The sequence below is a fragment of the Cypionkella sp. PAMC25878 genome (assembly GCF_058135695.1).
This window is the reverse complement of record NZ_CM176871.1, coordinates 4,042,331-4,063,804: the sequence shown is the minus strand read 5'-3', so window position 1 is coordinate 4,063,804 and position 21,474 is coordinate 4,042,331. Positions and strand designations below refer to the sequence as shown.

The 21,474-nt window shown below is 60.6% G+C and carries 22 protein-coding genes; 6 read left to right on the top strand and 16 right to left on the bottom strand.

Annotated features, from left to right (window positions below; genetic code table 11):
• Window positions 1-879, top strand: a complete 879-nt coding sequence (locus ACS5RD_RS19960) for a LysR family transcriptional regulator (protein WP_489928840.1) — start codon at window positions 1-3, stop codon at window positions 877-879.
• On the opposite strand, the gene deoD is transcribed toward ACS5RD_RS19960, so the two are convergent.
• The 3 genes from deoD to ACS5RD_RS19945 form a co-directional block, all read right to left on the bottom strand.
• Window positions 876-1,580: a purine-nucleoside phosphorylase gene (gene deoD, locus ACS5RD_RS19955; RefSeq protein ID WP_489928839.1), complete on the bottom strand. Its 705-nt coding sequence runs from the start codon at window positions 1,578-1,580 to the stop codon at window positions 876-878. The two genes, ACS5RD_RS19960 and deoD, sit on opposite strands and share 4 nt — an antisense overlap.
• Window positions 1,581-1,632: 52 nt before the next feature.
• Window positions 1,633-1,983 carry a DUF6455 family protein gene (locus ACS5RD_RS19950; RefSeq protein ID WP_489928838.1) on the bottom strand — a complete coding sequence of 117 codons (351 nt, stop codon included), beginning with the start codon at window positions 1,981-1,983 and terminating at the stop codon, window positions 1,633-1,635.
• A 90-nt stretch (window positions 1,984-2,073) separates the two neighbouring features.
• Window positions 2,074-4,035 carry a methylmalonyl-CoA mutase family protein gene (locus tag ACS5RD_RS19945; protein ID WP_489928837.1) on the bottom strand — a complete coding sequence of 654 codons (1,962 nt, stop codon included), beginning with the start codon at window positions 4,033-4,035 and terminating at the stop codon, window positions 2,074-2,076.
• 199 nt (window positions 4,036-4,234) lie between these two features.
• On the opposite strand from ACS5RD_RS19945, the gene ACS5RD_RS19940 reads away from it, so the two are divergent.
• From ACS5RD_RS19940 to ACS5RD_RS19920, 5 genes are all read left to right on the top strand, one after another.
• The gene (locus ACS5RD_RS19940) at window positions 4,235-4,567 is read left to right on the top strand and encodes a hypothetical protein (RefSeq protein WP_489928836.1); all 333 of its coding nucleotides are present in this window, start codon (window positions 4,235-4,237) and stop codon (window positions 4,565-4,567) included.
• 87 nt (window positions 4,568-4,654) lie between these two features.
• Window positions 4,655-6,004 carry a 1-acyl-sn-glycerol-3-phosphate acyltransferase gene (locus ACS5RD_RS19935; RefSeq protein ID WP_489928835.1) on the top strand — a complete coding sequence of 450 codons (1,350 nt, stop codon included), beginning with the start codon at window positions 4,655-4,657 and terminating at the stop codon, window positions 6,002-6,004.
• Between the two features lie 135 nt (window positions 6,005-6,139).
• The gene (gene ccrA, locus ACS5RD_RS19930) at window positions 6,140-7,432 is read left to right on the top strand and encodes a crotonyl-CoA carboxylase/reductase (protein WP_054007063.1); all 1,293 of its coding nucleotides are present in this window, start codon (window positions 6,140-6,142) and stop codon (window positions 7,430-7,432) included.
• A gap of 244 nt (window positions 7,433-7,676) precedes the next feature.
• Window positions 7,677-9,215, top strand: a complete 1,539-nt coding sequence (locus ACS5RD_RS19925) for an ATP-dependent DNA helicase (protein ID WP_489928834.1) — start codon at window positions 7,677-7,679, stop codon at window positions 9,213-9,215.
• Between the two features lie 47 nt (window positions 9,216-9,262).
• Window positions 9,263-9,499, top strand: a complete 237-nt coding sequence (locus ACS5RD_RS19920) for an Lrp/AsnC family transcriptional regulator (protein ID WP_054007065.1) — start codon at window positions 9,263-9,265, stop codon at window positions 9,497-9,499.
• 81 nt (window positions 9,500-9,580) lie between these two features.
• On the opposite strand, the gene ACS5RD_RS19915 is transcribed toward ACS5RD_RS19920, so the two are convergent.
• From ACS5RD_RS19915 to ACS5RD_RS19855, 13 genes are all read right to left on the bottom strand, one after another.
• Window positions 9,581-9,967, bottom strand: coding sequence for a VOC family protein (locus tag ACS5RD_RS19915; RefSeq protein WP_489928833.1), 387 nt, complete (start codon window positions 9,965-9,967; stop codon window positions 9,581-9,583).
• 204 nt (window positions 9,968-10,171) lie between these two features.
• Complete coding sequence (locus tag ACS5RD_RS19910; protein ID WP_489928832.1) at window positions 10,172-10,834, bottom strand: phosphoribosylanthranilate isomerase; 663 nt, start codon at window positions 10,832-10,834, stop codon at window positions 10,172-10,174.
• A 16-nt stretch (window positions 10,835-10,850) separates the two neighbouring features.
• A complete protein-coding gene (locus ACS5RD_RS19905) occupies window positions 10,851-11,210 on the bottom strand; it encodes a LapA family protein (RefSeq protein WP_054007069.1) in 360 nt (119 codons plus the stop codon).
• Between the two features lie 63 nt (window positions 11,211-11,273).
• Entirely contained in the window at window positions 11,274-11,555 is a 282-nt protein-coding gene (gene ihfB, locus ACS5RD_RS19900) for an integration host factor subunit beta (protein WP_054007070.1), read from the bottom strand.
• 179 nt (window positions 11,556-11,734) lie between these two features.
• A complete protein-coding gene (rpsA, locus tag ACS5RD_RS19895; protein ID WP_054007071.1) occupies window positions 11,735-13,399 on the bottom strand; it encodes a 30S ribosomal protein S1 in 1,665 nt (554 codons plus the stop codon).
• Between the two features lie 221 nt (window positions 13,400-13,620).
• Window positions 13,621-14,040, bottom strand: a complete 420-nt coding sequence (locus ACS5RD_RS19890) for a c-type cytochrome (protein ID WP_489928831.1) — start codon at window positions 14,038-14,040, stop codon at window positions 13,621-13,623.
• Between the two features lie 87 nt (window positions 14,041-14,127).
• Window positions 14,128-15,750, bottom strand: coding sequence for a dihydroxyacetone kinase subunit DhaK (locus ACS5RD_RS19885; protein WP_489928830.1), 1,623 nt, complete (start codon window positions 15,748-15,750; stop codon window positions 14,128-14,130).
• Between the two features lie 10 nt (window positions 15,751-15,760).
• Window positions 15,761-16,753 (bottom strand): ABC transporter ATP-binding protein, encoded by a 993-nt coding sequence (locus ACS5RD_RS19880; RefSeq protein ID WP_489928829.1) that lies wholly within the window; start codon window positions 16,751-16,753, stop codon window positions 15,761-15,763.
• Complete coding sequence (locus ACS5RD_RS19875; protein ID WP_489928828.1) at window positions 16,746-17,840, bottom strand: ABC transporter ATP-binding protein; 1,095 nt, start codon at window positions 17,838-17,840, stop codon at window positions 16,746-16,748. Before ACS5RD_RS19875 ends, ACS5RD_RS19880 begins: the two co-directional genes overlap by 8 nt.
• Before the next feature lie 3 nt (window positions 17,841-17,843).
• Window positions 17,844-18,032 carry a hypothetical protein gene (locus ACS5RD_RS19870; RefSeq protein WP_489928827.1) on the bottom strand — a complete coding sequence of 63 codons (189 nt, stop codon included), beginning with the start codon at window positions 18,030-18,032 and terminating at the stop codon, window positions 17,844-17,846.
• A complete protein-coding gene (locus ACS5RD_RS19865) occupies window positions 18,029-18,967 on the bottom strand; it encodes a carbohydrate ABC transporter permease (protein ID WP_489928826.1) in 939 nt (312 codons plus the stop codon). Before ACS5RD_RS19865 ends, ACS5RD_RS19870 begins: the two co-directional genes overlap by 4 nt.
• A complete protein-coding gene (locus ACS5RD_RS19860) occupies window positions 18,964-19,908 on the bottom strand; it encodes a carbohydrate ABC transporter permease (protein ID WP_489928825.1) in 945 nt (314 codons plus the stop codon). The genes ACS5RD_RS19865 and ACS5RD_RS19860 overlap by 4 nt, the downstream gene beginning before the upstream one ends.
• Before the next feature lie 96 nt (window positions 19,909-20,004).
• Complete coding sequence (locus tag ACS5RD_RS19855; RefSeq protein ID WP_489928824.1) at window positions 20,005-21,321, bottom strand: ABC transporter substrate-binding protein; 1,317 nt, start codon at window positions 21,319-21,321, stop codon at window positions 20,005-20,007.
• Between the last annotated feature and the right edge of the window lie 153 nt (window positions 21,322-21,474).

Here is a 21,474-nt window from a genome sequence, read left to right as displayed (position 1 = left end):
ATGGCTGTTGCACCACCCCGCCCGAAAGATCTGCCGCTGTCGGCGTTGCGTGCCTTTGAGGCGGCGGCGCGGCTGGGCAGTTTTGCGCTGGCTGCGGCCGAGCTGGGAGTGACGGCGGGGGCGGTGACGGCGCATGTCAAAGCGCTGGAGGCCGCGCTGGGATCGCCGCTGTTTGCCCGTGCTGGGCGCGGCGTGGTGCTGACGGCGGCTGGGGCGCGGGCTTTGCCCGAGTTCACTTTGGCCTTCGATGCACTGGGGGCGGCGGTGCAGGTTTTGCGCGCCGAAGCAGCACCCCGCGTGGTGCATATCGCGACTTTGCCGTCGATTGCGCAGCTTTGGCTGTCACCGCGTCTGCCTGCCTTGCGCGCTGCGGCCCCCGAGATTGAAATCTCGATCACCGCGATGGAGGCTCCGCCGAACCTGAAGCGATTGCCCTATGATCTGAGCCTGTTTTACGGCGAGGGCGATGAGATTATCGCGCCGGATGTAATTTTTCCTGTGTGTTCCCCGTCACTTGCGGCAAAGTTGCAGCGGCCCGAGGATTTGGCACTAGTGACCTGCCTGACCGACGCCAGTTGGGCGCAGGATTGGCAAATCTGGGCCGATGCCGCAATGCCGGGGGCGAATTTCACCCCGCGTGGACCGATATTTTCGCTTTATGCGCTGGCGGTGGAGGAGGCTGCGGGCGGCGCGGGGGTGCTGATGGCGCATCAGGCTTTGGTCGCTTCGCATCTGGCGGCAGGGGTGTTGGTGGCCCCATTTCAACCGCGGGTGACGCTGCCGGGTGGCTTGCGATTGTGGTCGGCCCGGCCGATGCGGCCGGGTTCTGCGGTGCAGCGCGCCGCGCGGTTTTTGCAGGTGGCAGGCGCGCGGGTTTAGGCGAAAGCGGCCTCCAAGGCCACTTCGACCATCGCGCCGAAGCTGGTTTCGCGCTGGTCGGCGGGCAGGGCTTCGTGGGTCAGGATATGGTCGGAAATCGTCAGCACGGCGAGGGCGCGGCGGTTGTAGCGGGCGGCAAGCATGTAAAGTTCAGCGGCCTCCATCTCAACGCAAAGCGTGCCGTGGCGTTGCAACTGATCCGACAGGTCGGGGCGTTCGTCATAGAAGGTATCGGACGAGAAAATCCCGCCAACATGCACCGGAACGCCGATTTTCAGCGCGGCTTTATGGGCGGCTGACAGCAGGGAAAAATCGGCGCAGGGGGCGAAGTTCAACTCACGAAACAGGCTTTGCGACGGATTGCCGCAGGTGCTAGCGGTCTGCGCCAAAACCACATCGCGGACGTTGACATGAGTCTGCAAAGCCCCCGCCGAGCCGATGCGGATCAGGGTTTGTGCGCCATAATCTTTCATCAATTCATTGGCATAGATCGACAGCGACGGCATCCCCATCCCGGAGCCATGGATGGTGACCCGGTGGCCGCGCCATGTGCCAGTATAGCCCAACATGCCGCGCACCTCGTTCACCAAAACCGGGTTTTCAAGGTATTTCTGCGCGGCCCAGCGGGCGCGGTAGGGGTCGCCCGGCAGCAGCACGGTTTCGGCAATCTCGCCGGGCTTGGCCCCGATATGGAAGGTCATCGCATTCTCCGTTTTCGGCGAAGCTATGACGTTTTGCGGGGCAGGGGAAGCCTTAGAGCAGACCCGCCGCAAAGCTGGTTTTGTTCAGGCAAAACTCGGCATCCGAGGGTTTGGCGAGCACGCCGCGGTCCAGCACCTTGCCGCAGTTTTTGCGGTCTTTGCACTGGCCACAGGTGTAAAGCAGTTCATGGTAGCGATCGTGGTCGGCGCGGACCTGCGCTTCGGTCAGCCCGAAAATCTGCGCCATGGCGATCACGCGATCGGGCACATCTTGCGGCATACGCGCGAAGGCTTCCACCTGATCGCGAGTCATACCCAGATCGTCCAAGTCGCGTTGGCTCAGCTGTGCGATCTCTTTCAGGTCTTGCCAGCGGTGTTTTAGGGCCTTGATCCGGTCAAACATGTGTGTCTCCTCTGCTGTCCGAGGGGTGCCATGAATTGCCGCGGGCAGATTTGATCTAGCGCAAAGCGTGCGCGGATTGACGAAGTTTCGTCATTCGGCCGCCAGCGTAGTTTTGTCGACCAGACCGACGATATCGAGCATGATCCGGTTCAACTCGAAGTCTTTCGGCGTGTAGACGGCGGCGACGCCCATCGCCCGCAGCGCTTTCGCGTCGTCCTCGGGGATGATGCCGCCGACGACGAGCGGGATGTCCGAGAGGCCTGCTTCGTGCATTTTCAACAGGGTGTCGCGGATCAAGGGCAGGTGGCTGCCGGACAGGATCGACAGACCGATGACATGGGCGTTTTGATCGACGGCGGCGGCGACGATCTCGGCGGGGGTCAGGCGGATGCCTTCGTAATGGATGTCCATGCCGCAATCGCGGGCGCGGGCGGCGATTTGTTCGGCGCCGTTGGAATGGCCGTCAAGCCCCGGTTTTCCCACCAGAAACTTCAACGGGCGCCCAAGTTTGGCGGAGAGAATTTGCACAGCCTCGCGGATCGGCTCCAGCCCTTCGGTGCGGTTGGAGGGGTTGCGGGAAACTCCGGTAGGCGCGCGGTATTCGCCAAAGGCGGAGCGCACCATCAGGCCCCATTCGCCAGTGGTGGCACCAGCTTTTGCGGCGGCGATGGAGGCCGGCATGATGTTGGTCCCCGATGCGGCGGCGGCGCGCAGCGCGGTGAGGGCGGCTTGCACGGCAGCTTCGTCGCGATTGGCACGCCATGCCGTGAGCCGTTCGATCTGATCGGCCTCGGCTTTCGGGTCAGACACCATGATCGAGCCGTCGCCAGCGGTCAGCGGGCTGGGCGTGGTTTCCACCCAAGCGTTGACACCAACCACCGTGGTTTCTTTCGATTCAATCTTGGCAATGCGTTCGGCATTCGCCTCGACCAAGCGGCCCTTCATATAGTCGATGGCAGCGACCGCGCCGCCCATCGCGTCAATCTGCGCCAGTTCGGCCCGCGCGCCTTCCTTCAAAGCCGTGACCTTGCGGTCAATCGCCGGGTTGCCGTCGAACAGATCATCATATTCCAGTAGGTCGGTTTCATAGGCGAGGATTTGCTGCATCCGCAAAGACCATTGCTGATCCCACGGGCGCGGCAGGCCCAAAGCCTCGTTCCAGGCAGGCAGTTGCACGGCGCGGGCGCGGGCGTTTTTCGACAGAGTCACCGCCAGCATTTCGATCAGGATGCGGTAGACGTTGTTTTCAGGTTGCTGCTCGGTTAGGCCCAGAGAGTTGACCTGAACGCCGTAGCGGAAGCGGCGGTATTTCACCTCAGTGATGCCGTAGCGGGTCAGGCAAATCTCATCCCAGAGGTCGACAAAGGCGCGCATCTTGCACAGCTCGGTGACGAAGCGGATGCCGGCATTGACAAAAAACGATATTCTGCCGACCATATTTGGGAAATCTTGGTCTGAAACTTTACCTTTCAGATCATCCAGCACGGCACAGGCCGTGGCCAGCGCAAAGGCCAGTTCCTGTTCCGGCGTAGCACCCGCTTCCTGCAAATGGTAGGAACAGATGTTCATCGGGTTCCACTTTGGCAGGTGTTTTTGGGTGTAGGCCGCGACATCGGTGATCATCCGCAGGCTGGGTTTCGGCGGCGCAATATAGGTGCCGCGCGAGAGGTATTCTTTGATGATGTCGTTCTGCACCGTGCCTTGCAGGGCGGCCACATCGGCACCCTGTTCTTCAGCCACGGCGATATAAAGCGCCAGCAGCCAAGGGGCTGTGGCGTTGATCGTCATCGAAGTATTCATTTGTTCCAAGGGGATATCTTTGAACAAGGCGCGCATGTCGCCCAGATGGTTGACCGGAACGCCAACCTTGCCGACCTCACCCTTGCTGAGTTCATGATCGGAATCGTAGCCGGTTTGCGTCGGCAGATCGAAGGCCACCGAAAGCCCGGTCTGCCCCTTGGCGAGATTGCTGCGATAGAGCGCGTTCGAGGCGGCGGCGGTGGAATGGCCAGCATAGGTGCGGAACAACCACGGGGTTTCTTTGCGCGCCATCTCGGCCTCCTGAATCGCATCGGCAATATTCTTGCGTCAGTGCAGCACTAAGCGCAATTTCACGCAAGTGTCAATTCGCTGCGTTGCGGCGAAATCTGCAGGATTTTCGTTGGCCGCGAACATGACAGCCCTTGTCATTGGAAAACGTCCCGCAGTTCCGGCACATCTAAGCCCAGCCAACCTGAACCCAGAGGATACCATGCTGAACACCTCCCTGCGCCTAAGCCTTGCTGCCCTCGCCTTGGCCGCAACCACCTTGCAAGCCGCCGCCTATGACAGGACGGTGCGGATTCACAATGACACCGGGCTGACGCTGGTGCGCTTCCAATCGACCAATTCGGGGGCATCGCGTTGGGGCAGCGATGTGATGGGGTCTGCGACGCTGGCGAACGGGGCCTCGATGAAGCTGCATTTCGACAATGCGCAGGGCTATTGCGAGTTTGATTTCAAGGCGGTGTTTGCCGATGGCACCGTGCTGCAAAAGGCCCGCGTCAATGTCTGCGAGACCGGGGATTACTATTACACCGAATGAATTTACCCGATCTGGCGGCATTTGAGCCAAATTTGACTTTGAAAGACGGCGCTTTTCAAGACGGCGACGGGCTGCCAGTATTGCGGCATGACAGAACCCGTCGCCGTGCCTTTTTGGCTGCTGCTGCTGATCCTTGCTTTCGCGGCGATCACTTTTGCCTCGCATTTCCTGTTCCCCTCGGTGCGCTGGTTTTTCCGCAAACGCGCCGAAAAGGCGCTGTCACGGCTGAACCGCCGCTTGGATCGCCCGATTGAGTTGTTCAAACTGGCGCGCAGGCAGGACATGATCGTGCGATTGTCCTATGATCCGCGTGTGCTAGAGGCTGTGGCCGATCATGCGGCGGAAACCGGAGTGCCGGGGTCGGTGGCGTTCGAGGAATCGCGCCGCTATGCGCGCGAAATCGTGCCGGGGTTTTCGGCGACGCTGTATTTCGGAGTGGCGATCCGGCTGGCGCGTTGGCTGTCGCGGTTGGCGTATCGGGTGCGGATTGGCAAAGTCGATGCGGCTTTGGCGCATATCGACCCGAAGGCCACGGTGATTTTCGTGATGAATCATCGCTCTAACATGGATTATGTGCTGATCACCTGGCTGGTGGCGAACCGCTCGGCGATTTCTTATGCGGTGGGGGAATGGGCGCGGATATGGCCGCTGAGCGCGCTGATCCGCTCGATGGGGGCGTATTTCATCCGGCGCGGCAGCCGCAACACGCTCTATCGCAGGGTGCTCGCGCGTTATGTGCAGATGGCGACGGCAGAGGGCACGACGCAGGCGATTTTCCCGGAGGGCGGGTTGAGTTTGGACGGTCGGGTGGGGGCGGCGAAGATGGGGCTTTTGTCCTACATTGTCTCGGCCTATGAGCCCGGCGGGCGTGACGTGGTGTTTGTGCCGGTGGGACTGGCCTATGACCGGGTGCTTGAGGATCGGATTTTGACCAGTGCGGCGGAGACAGGCACACGCAGGTTTCGCGGCAAGCCCTTGGCGATCATCGGGTTTTTGCTGCACAATCTGTGGCGCAAGTTCCGCGGTCGCTTCAAGGGGTTCGGCACCACAGCGGCTGGCTTTGGCCCGCCCGTGTCTCTGCGCGCCTTTCTGGCCGAGGCACCGAATCGGCCGACCGAGGAGTTGGGGGCCTACCTGATGTCGGAAATCACCAAGGTGGTGCCGGTGCTGCCGGTGCCTTTGGTGGCGGCGGCACTGTTGGGAAAACCTACAGATCGGGCGGCATTGAGCGCCGCAGTGACCGCGTTGCAGGCGCGGCTCTCAGCGCGAGGGGCTGTGCAAAAGCTGCCGCCGCAGGGGCTGGAGGCCAGCTTGAACGAGGGCCTCATGCCGCTGATCAACCGGGGTTTGATCGACGCCAATCTGCAAATCACCCAAGGTTCCGGCGCGCTGATCGCCTTTTACGCCGCCCCGGTGGTGCAGCGATTGGAGGCCTAATCGTAGAATTGCCGCAACGCGGCGGACATAAAATTACAAAATATCTATCAAGACTATTGCAAAGTTGCGCAATGGCCCGCTATCAATGCCGCGACCCGCCCCGATTCTGCGGCGCGGCATTTGTTGGAGGCAAGCATGGCGTTGGATATCAGCACGGCAATCACCCCCTATGAGGCTCCGGTCAAGGATCTCTATGAGATTGGTGAAATGCCCCCTTTGGGTCATGTTCCGGCGAAAATGTATGCCTGGTCGATCCGGCAGGCGCGGCATGGCGAGCCGGATACCGCGATGCAGGTTGAGGTGGTCGACACTTGGAAGCTCGACAGCCAAGACGTGCTGGTCTTGGTGATGGCGGCGGGGGTGAATTACAACGGCGTCTGGGCGGCATTGGGCGTGCCGATCAGCCCGTTTGATGGCCACAAACAGCCGTTCCATATCGCAGGCTCGGATGCCTCGGGCATCGTTTGGGCAGTGGGCGATAAGGTGAAACGCTGGAAGGTCGGCGATGAAGTTGTGGTGCATTGCAACCAAGACGATGGCGATGACGAGGAATGCAACGGCGGCGATCCGATGTTCTCGCCCAGCCAGCGCATCTGGGGTTATGAGACGCCGGATGGGAGTTTTGCGCAATTCACCCGGGTACAAGCGCAGCAGTTGATGCCGCGCCCCAAGCATCTGACTTGGGAGGAATCGGCCTGCTACACCCTGACTTTGGCGACCGCCTACCGGATGTTGTTCGGGCATGAACCGCATGATCTGAAACCGGGGCAGAATGTGCTGGTCTGGGGGGCTTCGGGCGGGCTTGGCTCTTACGCGATCCAACTGATCAACACGGCGGGCGCGAATGCGATCGGGGTGATCTCGGAAGAAGACAAGCGCGCGTTTGTCATGGGGTTGGGCGCGAAAGGCGTGATCAACCGCAAGGATTTCAAATGCTGGGGGCAACTGCCAACGGTCAATACGCCGGAATATAACGACTGGCTGAAGGAAGCCCGGCGTTTTGGCAAGGCGATCTGGGACATCACCGGCAAAGGCGTCAGCGTCGATATGGTGTTTGAACATCCGGGTGAGGCGACCTTCCCGGTCAGCTCCTTGGTGTGCAAAAAGGGCGGCATGGTGGTGATCTGCGCCGGAACCTCGGGTTTCAACTGCACCTTTGATGTCCGCTATATGTGGATGCACCAAAAGCGCCTGCAAGGCAGCCATTTTGCGCATCTGAAACAGGCGGCGGCGGCGAACAAGCTGATGATTGAGCGGCGGCTTGACCCCTGCATGTCCGAGGTTTTCCCTTGGGCAGAAATCCCGGCGGCGCATATGCTGATGCGCACCAACAAGCACAAACCCGGCAATATGGCGGTGCTGGTGCAAGCGCCGCGCACGGGACTGCGGACCTTTGAAGACACGCTAGACGCCAGCCTGAATCGCTGAAAGGGCTTTCCGCCGCATCACCCCCGAGGATATTTGAGCCAATGCGAACCTCTGACAATTTCACATTGGCCTAAATATTCCGGGGGGAGCGTCAGCTGGGGGGCTGGCCTCCCTCGCGATCTCCGGTCGCGCTCGTTTGCAAAGCCCCTCCCCGGCAGCGCTGTTTTAAGGGGCTCGATGCCCCGCGAAACGGCCCTTGGGTTCAGGTCTGGCCCTTGCTCGCAACCTCGCTTATGGTCGCGCCATGACCGAACTTGCCCCCGTGAAGCTGACCTTTTCCGACGATCAGGCCGAAGCCTATGACCGCGTTTCGGCGGAATTGTTCAGCATGGGCATTGATCTGGACAATGGTGGGTTAGAGCCTCGGCCAGAGGATAAGTCTTCCGTTCTAGCGGTGGTCGGCAAGGCGGGCTCGGGCAAGACCATGCTGCTCGCCAGTCTTTACAAGGCTTTGGTGGCGGCGGGGGTTGATCTGGTCTCGGGTGATTACGAGCCGAAAAAGCGCAAAGAACGCCGCAGCTTGGCGATTTTAGCGCCGACCAACAAGGCTGCGTCGGTGTTGCGGATGCGCGGCGTGCCTGCGACGACGATCCACCGGATTCTCTACACGCCGGTCTATGATCCGCAGTATGAGAAAATCGCTGAATGGCTGACCGGGCAGGGCCCGCGCCCCGTTGTCGAAGGGCTGACCGAACTGGCGCTCGACCGCGCCCATGCGTTCTACCAGAATGTTGCCTCGATTCCCGGGGCACTGGCGGCGGCGGGGTTGCGGGGGTCGGATTTTATCAAGGGCTGGAAGCGGCGCGAGGAACCACTCGACATCGGCTTCGTCGATGAATCCTCGATGCTGGATGAACGCGCGCTGGCCGATTTGCGCGAGATTTTCTCAACTTTGGTGCTGTTCGGCGATCCGGCGCAGTTGGCCCCGGTGGGGCTGTCGGGCGAGATGGTGTTTGACCGCCTGGGCGAGGGCCGCAAGCTGGTGCTGAGCCGCATCCACCGTCAGGCTCAGGACAATCCGATTTTGGATTTGGCGCATGCTTTGGGCGACCCAAATCTGGGGTTCGATGAGTTTGAGCGGATGGTGGAGGCAGCCTCTAAGAAGGATGAGCGGGTGGTCTGGGCGGAACGGGTCGATGCCGACCTGATGGCGCGCAGCCCGGTTTTGGTCTGGCGCAATGCGACGCGAATCCGGCTGATTACGGCGTTTCGGGCCGCACATGGCGCGCCGGATGATCAGTTGTTGCCGGGCGAGCCGTTGATTTGTGATGGCATTGAATTGCCGTTGAAGCACCGCAAGAAGCGGATTGATCTGGAGGCGCGTGGGCTGATCAAGGGCGCGCAGGTGATCTACCTGGGGCCGGGGAACCGGCCGGGATTTGCGAAGATTCATGTGGTAGGGGCAGAGGATCCGCAGGTCTCGGCGGCCTCGATCATCAAGATAGAACGCCCGGATGAGGATGAGCCGTTTATCGCCTCGGCGGCCACGATGGGCGCGGCGTTCCTGCATGGCGCGGCGGTGACGATCCATAAAGCGCAGGGGTCGCAGTGGGAGACGGTGCAGGTGTTCGCGCCGGATTTGTATGCGGCGGCGGCGGCGGGGCGATCGGAGGCGGGGGTGCCGCTGTGGAAACGGCTGGCTTACGTCGCGATCACGCGGGCGCAGCATCGCTTGATGTGGGTGGTGCGGCCCCGGCTGGCGCGGCCTTTGCAGGGGTTGACGGTCGAGGATTTGCGGCCTGCTTCGGTGCCGCTGACGCTGACCGGGCAGGGGGATGACTAGACTCTGGCGGGGCTTTCGCGGAAGATGGGAGAAACTTGTGAGGCATCATGATCTGCGTGTTCGTTCAATTTCGCTGCACCCCCGGGAAGACCTATGAGGTCGCCACCGCGATTTATGATCGCGAGGTGGTTTCTGAGTTATATTCCACCTCGGGCGAGTATGATTTGATCGCGAAAATCTATATCCCGGAGGATGCCGATGTCGGGCATTATCTGTCGGAAAAGCTGTTTGATATTCCGGGGATTGTGCGGACTTTGACGACGATGACGTTTAAGGCGTTTTAGGCCGAAGCCGTGTGTCCACGCGTGGACACGGGTGCGGTTTCAGCAAAATCAAAGGCTTAGCATAGCCTTGTTCATCTGGCGTTAACCTTCAAACATCACCGCGAGTTTGTTGCCAGAGGGGTCGCGCAGGTAGGCTGCATACCATGTTGGGCTGTAAATTTCGCGGATGCCGGGGGCGCCTTCGTCTTTTGCGCCAAGGGCCATCGCTGCGGCGTGGAAGGCATCGACCTCGGCGCGGTTGCGGGCGGGCAGGCAGAGCATTTGGCCGTTGCCGGGGGTGGCGGGTTCCTCATTGAACGGCGGACAGACCCAGAATTTGAAGCCTTCGCCAGTGCCACCCTCCGAATAGCACTTCCAGCCGCCGGGGAAATCGGCATGGGCAGACCAGCCGATGGTCTTGAGGACGGCGTCGTAGAAGGCGTGCGATTGCGCGGGGTCATTTGCGCCAAGCGTGATGTAGGCGGGCATGCGGGGAGCCTCCGGCGGGGATATTTGGGCCAATGTGAAATTGCTGGTGTTGGGAGTGGGTGAGACGGGGGAGCGCGCCGGGCGGGAGTATTTAGGCCAAGGTGAAATTACTGGCTTTGCGAGGGGTGGAGCTGTCGGAAGCCTCCGGCGGGAGTATTTCAGAAAGAGCAAATGCTTTTGGGCTCGCGCCTTTTGAAGACGGTGCTAGCGCAGGATCGGGGGGCCGTCTTGAGTAGCGGCTTGGACGAAGGCGGTGATCTTGGTCGGGTCTTTGATGCCGTAGCTGGATTCCACGCCTGAGGAGACATCGACTTGGCGGGCGTTGGTCAACCGGATCGCCTCGGCGACGTTATCGGGGGTGAGACCACCTGCCAGCATCCAGGGTTTCAGCCAACGGCGTTGGGCGACCAGTCTCCAGTCGAAACTTAGGCCATTGCCGCCGGGGAGGGCGGAGTTCTTGGGTGGCTTGGCGTCGACCAGAATTTGGTCGGCGGCGAGCGAGTATTCCAGCAGGACGGCGAGATCGCCCTCATCGGCAACGCCAATGGCTTTCATCACCGGCAGGCCGTAGCGAGCGCGGATTTCGGCGACACGTTCGGGGGACTCATGGCCGTGGAGTTGCAGCATATCCAAGGGCATCGCCTCGGTGATCGCATCGAGCAGGGCGTCATCGGCATCGACCACAAGGGCGACTTTGGCCAGACCCACGGGGGCGGCGAGGGTGAGTTCTCGGGCTTGCGGAATGGTCAGGTGGCGCGGGCTTTTGGGGAAGAACACAAAGCCTGCGTAGGCGGCTTTGGTCGCGGCCACGGCGGCCACGTCGTCTAGGGTGCGCAGACCGCAGATTTTGACGCGAATGTCAGGCATGGTGGACTTTGGGCATTTACTTGGCCTTAGGGCGGTCGAGCAGAGCGATGATGTCGTCTTGCGGCAGCGAGGTGGCGTCGCGCATGGTGGCGAGTTCACGCTCGAGCCGGCTGACTTCGCGGGTTTTGGTCGAGGCGGTGGCGCGGTGTTTGTGTTCGCGCGCCCATTCCCACAGGAAACCGACCAGCACGCCGATGACGATGCCGCCGAACAGCACCACGAACACTGGCAGTTCCATCTGCCATGTCAGACCAAGGAAGGCGGCAAAGTCATCGGGCATGGCTTTGAGCAGAACCGGGGTGCGGTTTGCCAAAGCCACGATCAGCAGGGCCAAGCCAACGGCCGCCAAAGTCAGATAGCGCAGGTAACGAAACATCGGACCGCCTTTTCGCTGGTTCTGCCGCTATATTGCGGCAGAAGCGCCGGGGTGCAATGCGGCTTATTTGGCGTTGAGCCGATCGCGCAGCAGTTTGCCGGTTTTGAAGAACGGAACCTTCTTATCCTCGACGCTGACAGCCTCACCGGTGCGGGGGTTGCGGCCAACGCGGGCATCGCGGGCCTTCACCGAGAACGCGCCAAAACCGCGCAATTCGACCCGATCACCTTTGGCGAGGGCTTCGATGATTTCTTCAAACACCGTGTTGACGATGCGCTCAACATGACGCTGCGTCAGGTGCGGATTTTCATCCGCGATTTTTTGGATCAGTTCAGACCGGATCATCCGCGATATCCCCCTAGTGGTGCCGCGCCCCTTGATGGGATTCTCGGCCGTGCCAACCTGTTACGCATTGGACTATAGGCATAATTTCCAAAGGCACAAACAAAATTGCAAGCTAAAGGTGCCAAAGCAAAGGACCCCGCATTGCTGCGGGGCCCCTTTTCGCTAACCGTAAGGTCAGATCAGTTCTTGTCGCCCTTCAGAGCGGCACCGAGGATGTCGCCCAAGCTGGCGCCCGAATCGGACGAACCATACTGCTCGACAGCTTCTTTCTCTTCAGCGATCTCACGCGCTTTGATCGACAGACCCATGCGGCGGGTCTTCGGATCAATGTTGGTGACGCGCACGTCGATCTTGTCGCCAACGCTGAAACGCTCTGGGCGTTGGTCGGCGCGCTCACGCGACAGGTCCGAACGGCGGATGAAGGATTTCGCGCCGTTGTATTCAACCTCAACGCCGCCTTCTTCAATCGCGGTCACGACGACGGTGATGATACCGCCACGTTTCACGCCATCAACCGCATCGGTGAAGGTGTCTTCGCCCAAGGCTTTGATCGAGAGCGAGATACGCTCTTTCTCGACATCAACTTCGGTGACCGAAGCGGTGACGGTGTCGCCTTTACGGTAGTTCTGGATCGCGTCTTCGCCGCGCTGATCCCACGACAGGTCAGAGAGGTGAACCATACCGTCGATGTCGTTGTCGAGGCCAACGAACAGACCGAATTCGGTGATGTTCTTGACTTCGCCTTCGATGTTAGTGCCGATCGGATGGGTTTCGGCAAACACTTCCCACGGGTTGCGCTGGGTCTGCTTGAGGCCCAAGGACACCCGGCGTTTGGTGCTGTCGATTTCCAGAACCATAACTTCGACTTCCTGCGAGGTCGAAACGATCTTGCCGGGGTGGACGTTTTTCTTGGTCCAGGACATTTCCGAGACATGGACGAGGCCTTCAACACCGGCTTCCAGCTCCACAAAGGCGCCGTAATCGGTGATGTTGGTGACACGGCCTTTGTGCACGGTGCCGATGGCGTAGAGTTTCTCAACGGCATCCCACGGATCGGATTGCAGTTGCTTCATGCCAAGGCTGATGCGGTGGGTGTCTTTGTTGATCTTGATGACTTGCACCTTGATCGTCTCACCAATCGCCAGAATCTCGGACGGGTGGTTGACGCGACGCCACGCCATATCGGTGACGTGCAGCAGGCCGTCAACGCCGCCCAGATCGACGAACGCACCGTATTCGGTGATGTTTTTCACAACGCCGTCAATGGTTTGGCCTTCGGTCAGGTTGCCGATGACTTCAGCACGCTGTTCTGCACGCGACTCTTCGAGGATGGCGCGACGCGACACCACGATATTGCCACGGCGACGATCCATTTTCAGGATCTGGAACGGCTGCTTCATGCCCATCAGCGGGCCAGCATCGCGCACGGGGCGCACGTCAACTTGGCTGCCCGGCAGGAAGGCGACAGCGCCGCCCAGATCCACCGTGAAGCCGCCTTTGACACGGCCAAAGATCGCGCCATCGACGCGGGTTTCGGTCGCATAGGCTTTTTCCAGACGATCCCAAGCTTCTTCGCGGCGGGCTTTCTCGCGCGAGATTTGGGCTTCGCCGCGGGCATTTTCCACGCGGTCGAGGTAGACTTCCACGGTGTCGCCGACGTTGATATTCGGAGCTTCGCCGGGATTCGCGAATTCTTTCAGATCGATGCGGCCTTCCATCTTGTAGCCGACGTCGATGATGGCCTGGCCCGCTTCGATAGCGATAACCTTGCCTTTGACAACCGTTCCCTCTTCGGGGGTGTCAATTTCGAAGCTTTCTTTCAAAAGTGCTTCAAATTCGTCCATAGCTTTGGAGTTCATGTAGTTTGGGTCCTTTTTTCGATATGTCACTGGCCATGCGGTTGGCTCCGCCGGTCTTGGCTGCAATGGGGACAGGGCCGTGGCGTGTGCCCGACCCTGCAATCGTTGGCGTCTTTAGGCGGAATGGCGGGATTCTGCAAGCGTTATAGGGCGGCGCGCGCGCTGGACCGCCGATAAATCGTCGGATTGGCGCGCGGTGGGGTGCCCTACTTCATCGTTGCCAGATAGGCCGCCATATCCTCGGCCCCGCTGGCCATTTTGAAGGCCATTTTGGCGCTCAAAGAAGCATCGCCGGATTCTTCTTTCACCCAAGCGGTCGGGTTGGTGATGTAGGCGGCGAGTTTGGTTTCGTCCCAGACATCGCCTTTGGCGTTCAGCGCCAGCAGGCCGGTGCCGTATTTGAAATCGGGGAAGCTGCCGATCGGTCGGCCGATCACGCCAAACAGGTTGGGGCCGGTCTTGCCGCCCATTTGCAGCTTGGTGCCGTCCGCCGCGATGATTGAATGGCAGGCTTTGCAGCGGTTGAACAGTTTTTCGCCTTTGCCCGCGTCACCTTCGGCGAGGGCGGGGGTGGCGACCAGCAGGCTGAGAGCGAGAAGGGCTGATTTTGGTGCGGCGGCTTTCATCGGGGCGGGCTCCTTTATAGGGCTGGCAAGCGGGGGCGGTGATTGCACCCGCTTGCCAGAACATAGTGCGCGCGGCGCTGATTCACATCAACTTTTGCAGAGTGCTTCAAACAGCCGCGCCACGGCCTCGGCGCCGGGGTCGATGTGGCCGCTGAGGTTGCCCGCGTTGATATAGGCGGCGCGGCCCGCTTTGGCGGTCAGCATGGTGGCGGTGTGGTTGGCCCCGGTGCGCGCGGCATCAGCGGCGGCTTGCAGGCCATCGTCCAGCGCATCAAGCGCGGGTTGCAGCGCGTCAATCATCGTGCGGTCGCCAAGTTTTGCGCCGCCGATTTGCTGCATCCGATCAAGCCCGGCACGCAGGGCGTCGCGCATGGTAAGGCCACTTGACGCGGCATCGCCCGCAGCGGCGAAGAAGATCGCCAGCAGCACGCCCGAGGAGCCGCCCATGGTTTGGCTGAGTTCCAGACCGATGGCGCGGTAAAGCTGGGTGTGATCGGACAGCGGCAGCTGATCGACGGCGTCGATCAGGGCGTGGGCGGCTCCGGCAAGGGTCGATCCAGTGTCACCGTCGCCGGATTTGGCATCCAGCGCGTTCAGGTCAGATTCCAACGAAATCATGATCTGGCAGCATTTGATCAGGAAATCCTTGGTTGGTTGATGGTGCGATGGAATCGGGCGGATCGGGGTTAGACCGTCCGGCAAAGCGCGGGTTTTGACGGTTGTGCAGGGGTGACAGCCGGGCCAGGCGGCGAGCGGCACATGGCAGGTCAGTGCGGCTTCGTCCTCGGGCGTCAGCGGGCAAAGCGAGATCGAAACCCCGCGCATATCCAGCGAGGTCATCATCGCGGCAGGCCCGATGATGTATTTGATCTGCGCGGCCAGCGGGGCGCGCAAAAGCTCGTAGGTCAGCACAGACATTTCCAACACCGAAGCGCCGCCGAGGTTGTTCAACAGGGCGACATAGGGGCCGCTGCCTGCCGCAATCGACAGCTTGTCAATCATCGCGGCCATCGCATGAGCGGCACTGTTGAAATCAACCTGTTCCACGCCCGGCTCGCCGTGGATGCCAAGACCAAGCTCGGCCATACCGGGGGCGATACGGCTTTCCTTATGCGAGCCGGGGACGGTGCAGGTATCCAGCGACATGCCGATGGATTTTGTCCCGGCGATCACCCGTTCCGCGGCCTCGGTGACGGCGGCCAGGTCGTGTCCGTGCTCGGCAAGGTGCCCCGCGATTTTATGCACGAACAGGGTGCCCGCAAGGCCGCGCGACTGCGGCAGGTTGGGGAGGGCGATGTCATCATCGACGATCACCATGCTGACCTTCAGGCCAAAGGCACGGGCGCGTTCGGCGGCGAGGCCGAAGTTGAGGCGATCTCCGGTGTAGTTCTTGACGATCAGCAGGCAGCCTGCGGGGCCAGTGACGGCGAGGATGCCTGCGAGAACGGCATCGACGGAAGGGCTGGCGAACACATCGCCACAAACGGCGGCGGTCAGCATACCGGGGCCGACGAAGCCCGCATGTGCAGGTTCATGCCCAGAGCCGCCACCCGAGACGAGGGCGACGCGGGTTTTGTCCCAATCGGCGCGCAGCACGACGCGGATATGCGGGTAGCCATCGAGCCGCAAAAGCCGCCCGCCCGAGGCCATCAGCAGGCCGTCAATCGCCTCGGTCACGATGTTTTCGCGTTTGTTCATGAATTGGGTCATCGCGGGTTCCTTAAATGCGGGTGCCGTTGGCGTCGAAATAGAGTGGGCGCAGGGGTTGGATCTTGAGAATATCGCCGCTGCGCAGTTGGGTGTGGGCCTCGGTCACGGTGGTCAGATCGTGGTTTTTGAACGACAGATGCAGGCGGGTTTGATCGCCCAAGTGTTCGATGCGTTTCACCAGCGCCTCCTGGCCGTCGCCTTGGTGGACGTGCTCGGGGCGCAGGCCGATATGGGTGGCGTTGGCGGGGGCGGGGCCGAAGATATCGGCGGGCAGGATGTTGATATGGGGTTGGCCGAGGCGACCTGCGGCGTAGATGCTGACGGGTTGTTCGTAGATTTCGCGCGGGGTGCCGAATTGCACGAGTTTTCCGTGGTCGAGCACGCCAACATGGGTGGCCATGGTCATCGCCTCGATCTGATCATGGGTGACATAGAGGAAGGTGGCACCGAGGTTGGCTTGGATGTTCTTGAGCTCGACCCGCAGATCGGCGCGGAGTTTGGCGTCGAGGGAGGAGAGCGGTTCATCCATCAGATAGACGGCGGGGTTGCGGACCAAGGCGCGACCGATCGAGACGCGCTGCATTTCGCCGCCCGACAGGGCTGTCGCCTTATTGTCAAGTTTGTGGGAGATTTGCAGGATCTCCGCGACTTCGGCGACTTTGCGGGTGATCTCGCTGCGCGGGGTGCGCAGCAGGGGGGATTTCAACGGAAATTCCATGTTTTCGCGCACGGTCAGGTGCGGGTACAGCGAGTATTGCTGGAACACCATCGCCACATTGCGCTGGGCGGGGGTGAGGCCTTTGATGGTCTGGCCGTTGATGAGGATGTCGCCAGAGGTCGGGGTGTCTAGGCCGGAGACGAGGCGCAGGGTGGTGGTTTTGCCTGCCCCGGTTGGGCCGAGGAGGACGACGAATGCGCCGTCGGGGATGGTCATGCTGACACCGCTGAGGGCGGGCTGGGGGCCGTAGGATTTTGAGACGTTGTTCAGGATCACCTCAGCCATGGGACAGAACCTTTTGATTAGCCTCAGAGATCAGCGCGTGGCCTGTGGGGTCGAACAGGGTGATGGATCGCGGATCGAAGGCGAGGCCGGTGGTCGCGCCGATGCTGGCGGCTTGGTTGGAGGGGGTGCGGGCCTTGATCGGGCCGTGGGCGGTATCCAGTGTCACGATCTGGGTGGTGCCAAGATATTCGCTGGCGATGATGCGGGCGCGGAATGGGGCGGCATCATCGAGGCGGATATGTTCTGGGCGCACGCCGAGGGTGAGGGGGCCGCTGGCGCCGCTGATCATCGGCGGGATTTTTATGGCGGCGTCGGAGAGCGTGACTTGCGCGCTGCCGTTGCCGACCATGCCGTCGAAATTCAGCAGGTTCATCGCGGGCGAGCCGATGAAGCGGGCGACGAAGGTGGTGGCGGGCCAGTCGTAGATCTCTTGCGGGCGACCGAATTGCTCGACAACGCCGTGGTTCATCACCACGATTTTGTCGCCCATTTGCATGGCTTCCAACTGGTCATGGGTGACATAGACGGTGGTGGCGCGCATGCGGTCGTGCAGGGCGCGGAGTTCAAGGGCCATATGCTCGCGGAATTCGGCGTCCAAGGCACCCAAGGGTTCGTCCATCAGGAAGCAAGCCGGGTCGCGGACGATGGCGCGGCCAAGGGCGACGCGTTGGCGGTCGCCGCCGGAAAGGCCACCGACGGGCTTTTCAAGGATTGCGGTGATACCGAGGATTTCAGCGACCTCGTTGACCTTGGCCCGCACTTGATCGCGCTTCATGCCTTGGCTGACGAGGGGGTAAGAGATGTTTTTGCGCACGTTCATATGCGGATAGAGCGCGAACATCTGGAACACGAAGGCGATGTCGCGCCGGCTGGCGGGCTTTTGGGAAACCTCGGCACCGTCGATGAAAATTTCGCCTGCGGTCGGCAATTCTAACCCGGCGATCATCCGCAGGGTGGTGGTTTTGCCGCAGCCCGACGGCCCCAGCAGCATGAAGAACTCGCCGTCCTCGATGGTGAAACTAGAGGACTGCACCGCCGTGAACGCGCCGAATTCTTTGCGCAGGCTTTTGATGACGATCTGGGCCATCGGTTACTCCGGGAAATGGCTGGTGATGATGAACATCACCGTGCCGACAAGCGTCACCACGAAAGAATAGGTGAACAAAATCAGGGCGAAGGGCTGCATCAGCATGAACACGCCGAGGGCGATCAGGATGGTGGCGAGCATCTCCCATGGGCCACGGCGGAAGTGCAGGATGCCGTTGAGAAAGTTTTTCATTTGCGCACCGCTCCGAAGGTGATGCCGCGCAGCAGGTGTTTGCGCAGAAGGATGGTGAAGACCATGATCGGCAGCAGGAACAGGGTCGCGCCTGCGGCGACGGCGGGCCAATCTTTGCCGCCAGCGCCGATGATGGTGGGGATGAAGGGCGGCGCGGTTTGGGCAGTGCCAGAGGTGAGCAAGACCGCGAAGGCGTATTCGTTCCACGCGAAAATCAGGCAGAAAATCGCTGTCGAGGCGATGCCAGTCGCGGCTTGCGGCAGCACCACTTTGTAGAAGGCCTGGAAGCGGGTGTAACCGTCGATGAGGGCGGCTTCTTCGTATTCGATGGGGATTTCGTCGATGAAACCTTTCAGCAGCCAGACTGAGAGCGACAGGTTCACAGCCGTATACAGCAGGATCATGCCAAGGTGGGTGTCAGACAGGCCAAGCTGGCGATACATCAGGAAAATCGGGATGGCGACGGCGATGGGGGGCATCATTCTTGTGGAGAGGATGAAGAACAGCAGGTCGTCTTTCAGCGGCACTTTGAAACGGCTGAACGCGTAAGCCGCGATGGTGCCTAGGAAAACCGACAGGAAGGTCGATCCGAACCCGATGATCACCGAGTTCAGGAACCGCTCGCCGTAGCGCGAGGCCCCGGTGATCACCATGCCATATTGGCGGACGATTGTGTCATACCATGTGGTCGGTGGGCCGAGGGCGGCAAGGTCTTCTGGGGTGACGCGCGAGCGCGAGGTGAACAGGTTCACGTAGCCTTCCAGCGAGGGGCTAAAGAGGACTTTGGGCGGGTAGGCGATGGCGTCGGCGGGGTTTTTGAAGCCGGTGGCGATGATCCATGCGAGGGGCAGCAGGGTGAGGATGGCGTAGGCTATGACTAAGCCACCGGCGATCCACTTTTGGCGGGATGAAGGCTCGGTTATGGAATAGCTCATCTGTCTTTCACCTTATTCAGCGCTTTGACGTAGATCGAGGCGAGGCCGAAGACGGTGACAAACAGGATCACGGCATAGGCCGAGGCGTATCCGGTGCGCCATTTCTCAAAGGCTTCGCGTTTGAGGTCGATGGAGGTTAGCTGGGTTGTCGCCCCCGGCCCGCCGCCTGTCAGTTGCACGACGAGGTCGAACATTTTGAAGTTCTCAATACCGCGAAAGAGGACGGCGAGCATCAGGAAGGGCAGGGCCATCGGCAAGGTGATGGTCCAGAATTGCCGCCATTTGCTGGCGCGGTCACATTCGGCGGCCTCGTAGATCGACGGTGGGATCGAGCGGAGGCCAGCGAGGCAGATCAGCATGACGAAGGGGGTCCACATCCAAGTATCGACGATGATGATGGCCCAAGGGGCGAGGGCGACTTCACCGATCATGGAAAAGCTGGCGGGGTCGGCTCCGGTCAGGAAGGCGATGAAATAGTTGAACAATCCGATTTGCGGCTGATAGAGAAAGGTCCAGAAATTGCCGACCACGGCGGGGGAGAGCATCATTGGCAGCACGATCAGGGTGGTCCACAGATCATTGCTGCGGAACTTTTTGTTGATCAGGTAGGCTAGGGTGAAGCCGATCAAGACTTGCAGGGTGATGGTCCACACGAGGAAATGGGCGGTGGCTTGCAGCGAGGCCCAGGTGTCGGGGTTGGTCAGGATTTTGCGGTAGTTCTCAATCCCGACCCATTCCACCGCGTTGTTCGGGCGGTTGGTGCGGAAGTTGGTGAGGCTGAGGCGGATGGTCCAGATCAGAGGGAAGATGTTGACGGCGAGCAGCAGGAAAATCGTCGGCGCTACGAACAGCCACGCGATAGTGCGGTCGGATAGCCCGCGAATTTGGTGTGCAAGTTTCTGCGGCGTGGCGGCTGCGACGCGCTGGAAGGGATCGGGCATGGGATTGGCTTTCCTGAGGACCGCTTTAAGCATCATGCGCGAGGCTCTGTTGGCCCTCAAGAGCCTCGCGCGGACCTGCCTTTCAGCAGGGTTGGCTTAGTATTTGCCTTCTTCCTCGAAGGTCGCGTGCCAATCGGCGACGAGACCATCAAGCGCTTCTTTCGCGGTGCCATTGCCTGCCACCACATAGTCGTGGAACCACTTTTGCGACGATTGCATCAGGGTGGCGTAGCTGGGTTCGGCCCAGAAATCCTTCACGATCGCCATGCTATCAAGGAAGGTCTGCGCATAGGGCTGGCTGGTGGCGAAACCGGGGTCTTCGACCACGGCGCGCAGGGCTGAATAGCCGCCGAGTTTCCACCATTTCGCCTGAACTTCGGGCTGGGCGAACCATTTGATGTAGGTCAGCGCCGCGTCTTGTTTGTCCGATGCCGCTACCACCGAGATGCCTTGGCCGCCAAGTTGGGCGAATTTATCGCCGTTCGGGCCAGCCGGGTTGGCGAAATAGCCGGTTTTGTCGCCGCCGACATTGGCATCGGTGTTAAAGCCGGGCCACGTGAAGGCGAAGTTCATTTGCAGGGCGACTTGGCCGGATTTATAGGCATCGACGCCTTCGCCCATATAGCCGTTGGACGATCCCGGAGGCACACAGCAATCGTAGAGCGATTTGTAGAATTCAAGGCCTTTGACAGCGCTTTCGGAATTCACAAAGCCTTCCATATCATAGGGTTTTTCCGGGTTGTCATATTTGAAGCCGAAGGAATACAGCACATCCATCACGCCCATGGTGATGCCTTCGGACCCGCGCTCGGTGTAGATTGAGGCGCCGTAAACCTTTTTGCCGTCAACTTCGCGGTTCTGGAAGAATTCGGCGATCTGCTTCAACTCGTCAAAGGTGGCGGGCGGGGCGAGGTCGTGGCCGTATTTCTCTTTAAATTCGGCCTGAAGTTCGGGCTTGGCGAACCAATCCTTGCGATAGGTCCAGCCGACGACATCACCGAAGGCGGGCAAAGCCCAGTAATTCGGCGTGCCTTTTGGCCATTCGGCGTAGCCGGTGACCGTGGCGGGGATGAAGTCGGACATTTTGATGCCATTGGCGTCGAAGAAATCGTTCAGCTTGATGTATTGGCCGTTTTCAGCCGCGCCGCCGATCCATTGGCTGTCGCCGATCATCAGATCGCAGAGTTTGCCGCCTGAGTTGAGCTCGTTCAGCATGCGATCGGCAAAGCTGGTCCATGGCACGAATTCGAAATGCATGGTGTTGCCGGATTGCGCCTCATATTCCTTGGAAAGCTCAATCAGGGCGTTGGCGGGGTCCCATGCGGCCCAGCATAAGGTCAGGTCTTCGGCTTTGGCGGCACTCATCGCCATCATGGCGACGGTGGCCGTGGAAAGCAGCAGCTTCGCGTTCATTTTATTCCTCCCGGTTGCAGGCCACGGCCTCCTCGCCACGACTCTTTGCTGAGGGAAGGCTAGATGAGGTGCGTACCTCATGGCAAGTGAATTTTGAGGTGCGTACCTCAATTTGATTGCAAGCTGCGGAAATATCGAACAAAAGAATTGCAG

What these genes read in the sequence shown, in the direction of transcription:
- ACS5RD_RS19880 (WP_489928829.1), bottom strand. Translation starts at nt 16,753, where the DNA reads ATGGCTGAGGTGATCCTGAACAACGTCTCAAAATCCTACGGCCCCCAG.
- ACS5RD_RS19925 (WP_489928834.1), top strand. Translation starts at nt 7,677, where the DNA reads ATGACCGAACTTGCCCCCGTGAAGCTGACCTTTTCCGACGATCAGGCC.
- ACS5RD_RS19890 (WP_489928831.1), bottom strand. Translation starts at nt 14,040, where the DNA reads ATGAAAGCCGCCGCACCAAAATCAGCCCTTCTCGCTCTCAGCCTGCTG.
- ACS5RD_RS19865 (WP_489928826.1), bottom strand. Translation starts at nt 18,967, where the DNA reads ATGAGCTATTCCATAACCGAGCCTTCATCCCGCCAAAAGTGGATCGCC.
- ACS5RD_RS19920 (WP_054007065.1), top strand. Translation starts at nt 9,263, where the DNA reads ATGATCTGCGTGTTCGTTCAATTTCGCTGCACCCCCGGGAAGACCTAT.
- ACS5RD_RS19875 (WP_489928828.1), bottom strand. Translation starts at nt 17,840, where the DNA reads ATGGCCCAGATCGTCATCAAAAGCCTGCGCAAAGAATTCGGCGCGTTC.
- rpsA (WP_054007071.1), bottom strand. Translation starts at nt 13,399, where the DNA reads ATGGACGAATTTGAAGCACTTTTGAAAGAAAGCTTCGAAATTGACACC.
- ACS5RD_RS19940 (WP_489928836.1), top strand. Translation starts at nt 4,235, where the DNA reads ATGCTGAACACCTCCCTGCGCCTAAGCCTTGCTGCCCTCGCCTTGGCC.
- ACS5RD_RS19945 (WP_489928837.1), bottom strand. Translation starts at nt 4,035, where the DNA reads ATGGCGCGCAAAGAAACCCCGTGGTTGTTCCGCACCTATGCTGGCCAT.
- ACS5RD_RS19860 (WP_489928825.1), bottom strand. Translation starts at nt 19,908, where the DNA reads ATGCCCGATCCCTTCCAGCGCGTCGCAGCCGCCACGCCGCAGAAACTT.
- deoD (WP_489928839.1), bottom strand. Translation starts at nt 1,580, where the DNA reads ATGACCTTCCATATCGGGGCCAAGCCCGGCGAGATTGCCGAAACCGTG.
- ACS5RD_RS19960 (WP_489928840.1), top strand. Translation starts at nt 1, where the DNA reads ATGGCTGTTGCACCACCCCGCCCGAAAGATCTGCCGCTGTCGGCGTTG.
- ACS5RD_RS19885 (WP_489928830.1), bottom strand. Translation starts at nt 15,750, where the DNA reads ATGACCCAATTCATGAACAAACGCGAAAACATCGTGACCGAGGCGATT.
- ACS5RD_RS19950 (WP_489928838.1), bottom strand. Translation starts at nt 1,983, where the DNA reads ATGTTTGACCGGATCAAGGCCCTAAAACACCGCTGGCAAGACCTGAAA.
- ACS5RD_RS19935 (WP_489928835.1), top strand. Translation starts at nt 4,655, where the DNA reads ATGACAGAACCCGTCGCCGTGCCTTTTTGGCTGCTGCTGCTGATCCTT.
- ACS5RD_RS19870 (WP_489928827.1), bottom strand. Translation starts at nt 18,032, where the DNA reads ATGAAAAACTTTCTCAACGGCATCCTGCACTTCCGCCGTGGCCCATGG.
- ccrA (WP_054007063.1), top strand. Translation starts at nt 6,140, where the DNA reads ATGGCGTTGGATATCAGCACGGCAATCACCCCCTATGAGGCTCCGGTC.
- ihfB (WP_054007070.1), bottom strand. Translation starts at nt 11,555, where the DNA reads ATGATCCGGTCTGAACTGATCCAAAAAATCGCGGATGAAAATCCGCAC.
- ACS5RD_RS19915 (WP_489928833.1), bottom strand. Translation starts at nt 9,967, where the DNA reads ATGCCCGCCTACATCACGCTTGGCGCAAATGACCCCGCGCAATCGCAC.
- ACS5RD_RS19905 (WP_054007069.1), bottom strand. Translation starts at nt 11,210, where the DNA reads ATGTTTCGTTACCTGCGCTATCTGACTTTGGCGGCCGTTGGCTTGGCC.
- ACS5RD_RS19855 (WP_489928824.1), bottom strand. Translation starts at nt 21,321, where the DNA reads ATGAACGCGAAGCTGCTGCTTTCCACGGCCACCGTCGCCATGATGGCG.
- ACS5RD_RS19910 (WP_489928832.1), bottom strand. Translation starts at nt 10,834, where the DNA reads ATGCCTGACATTCGCGTCAAAATCTGCGGTCTGCGCACCCTAGACGAC.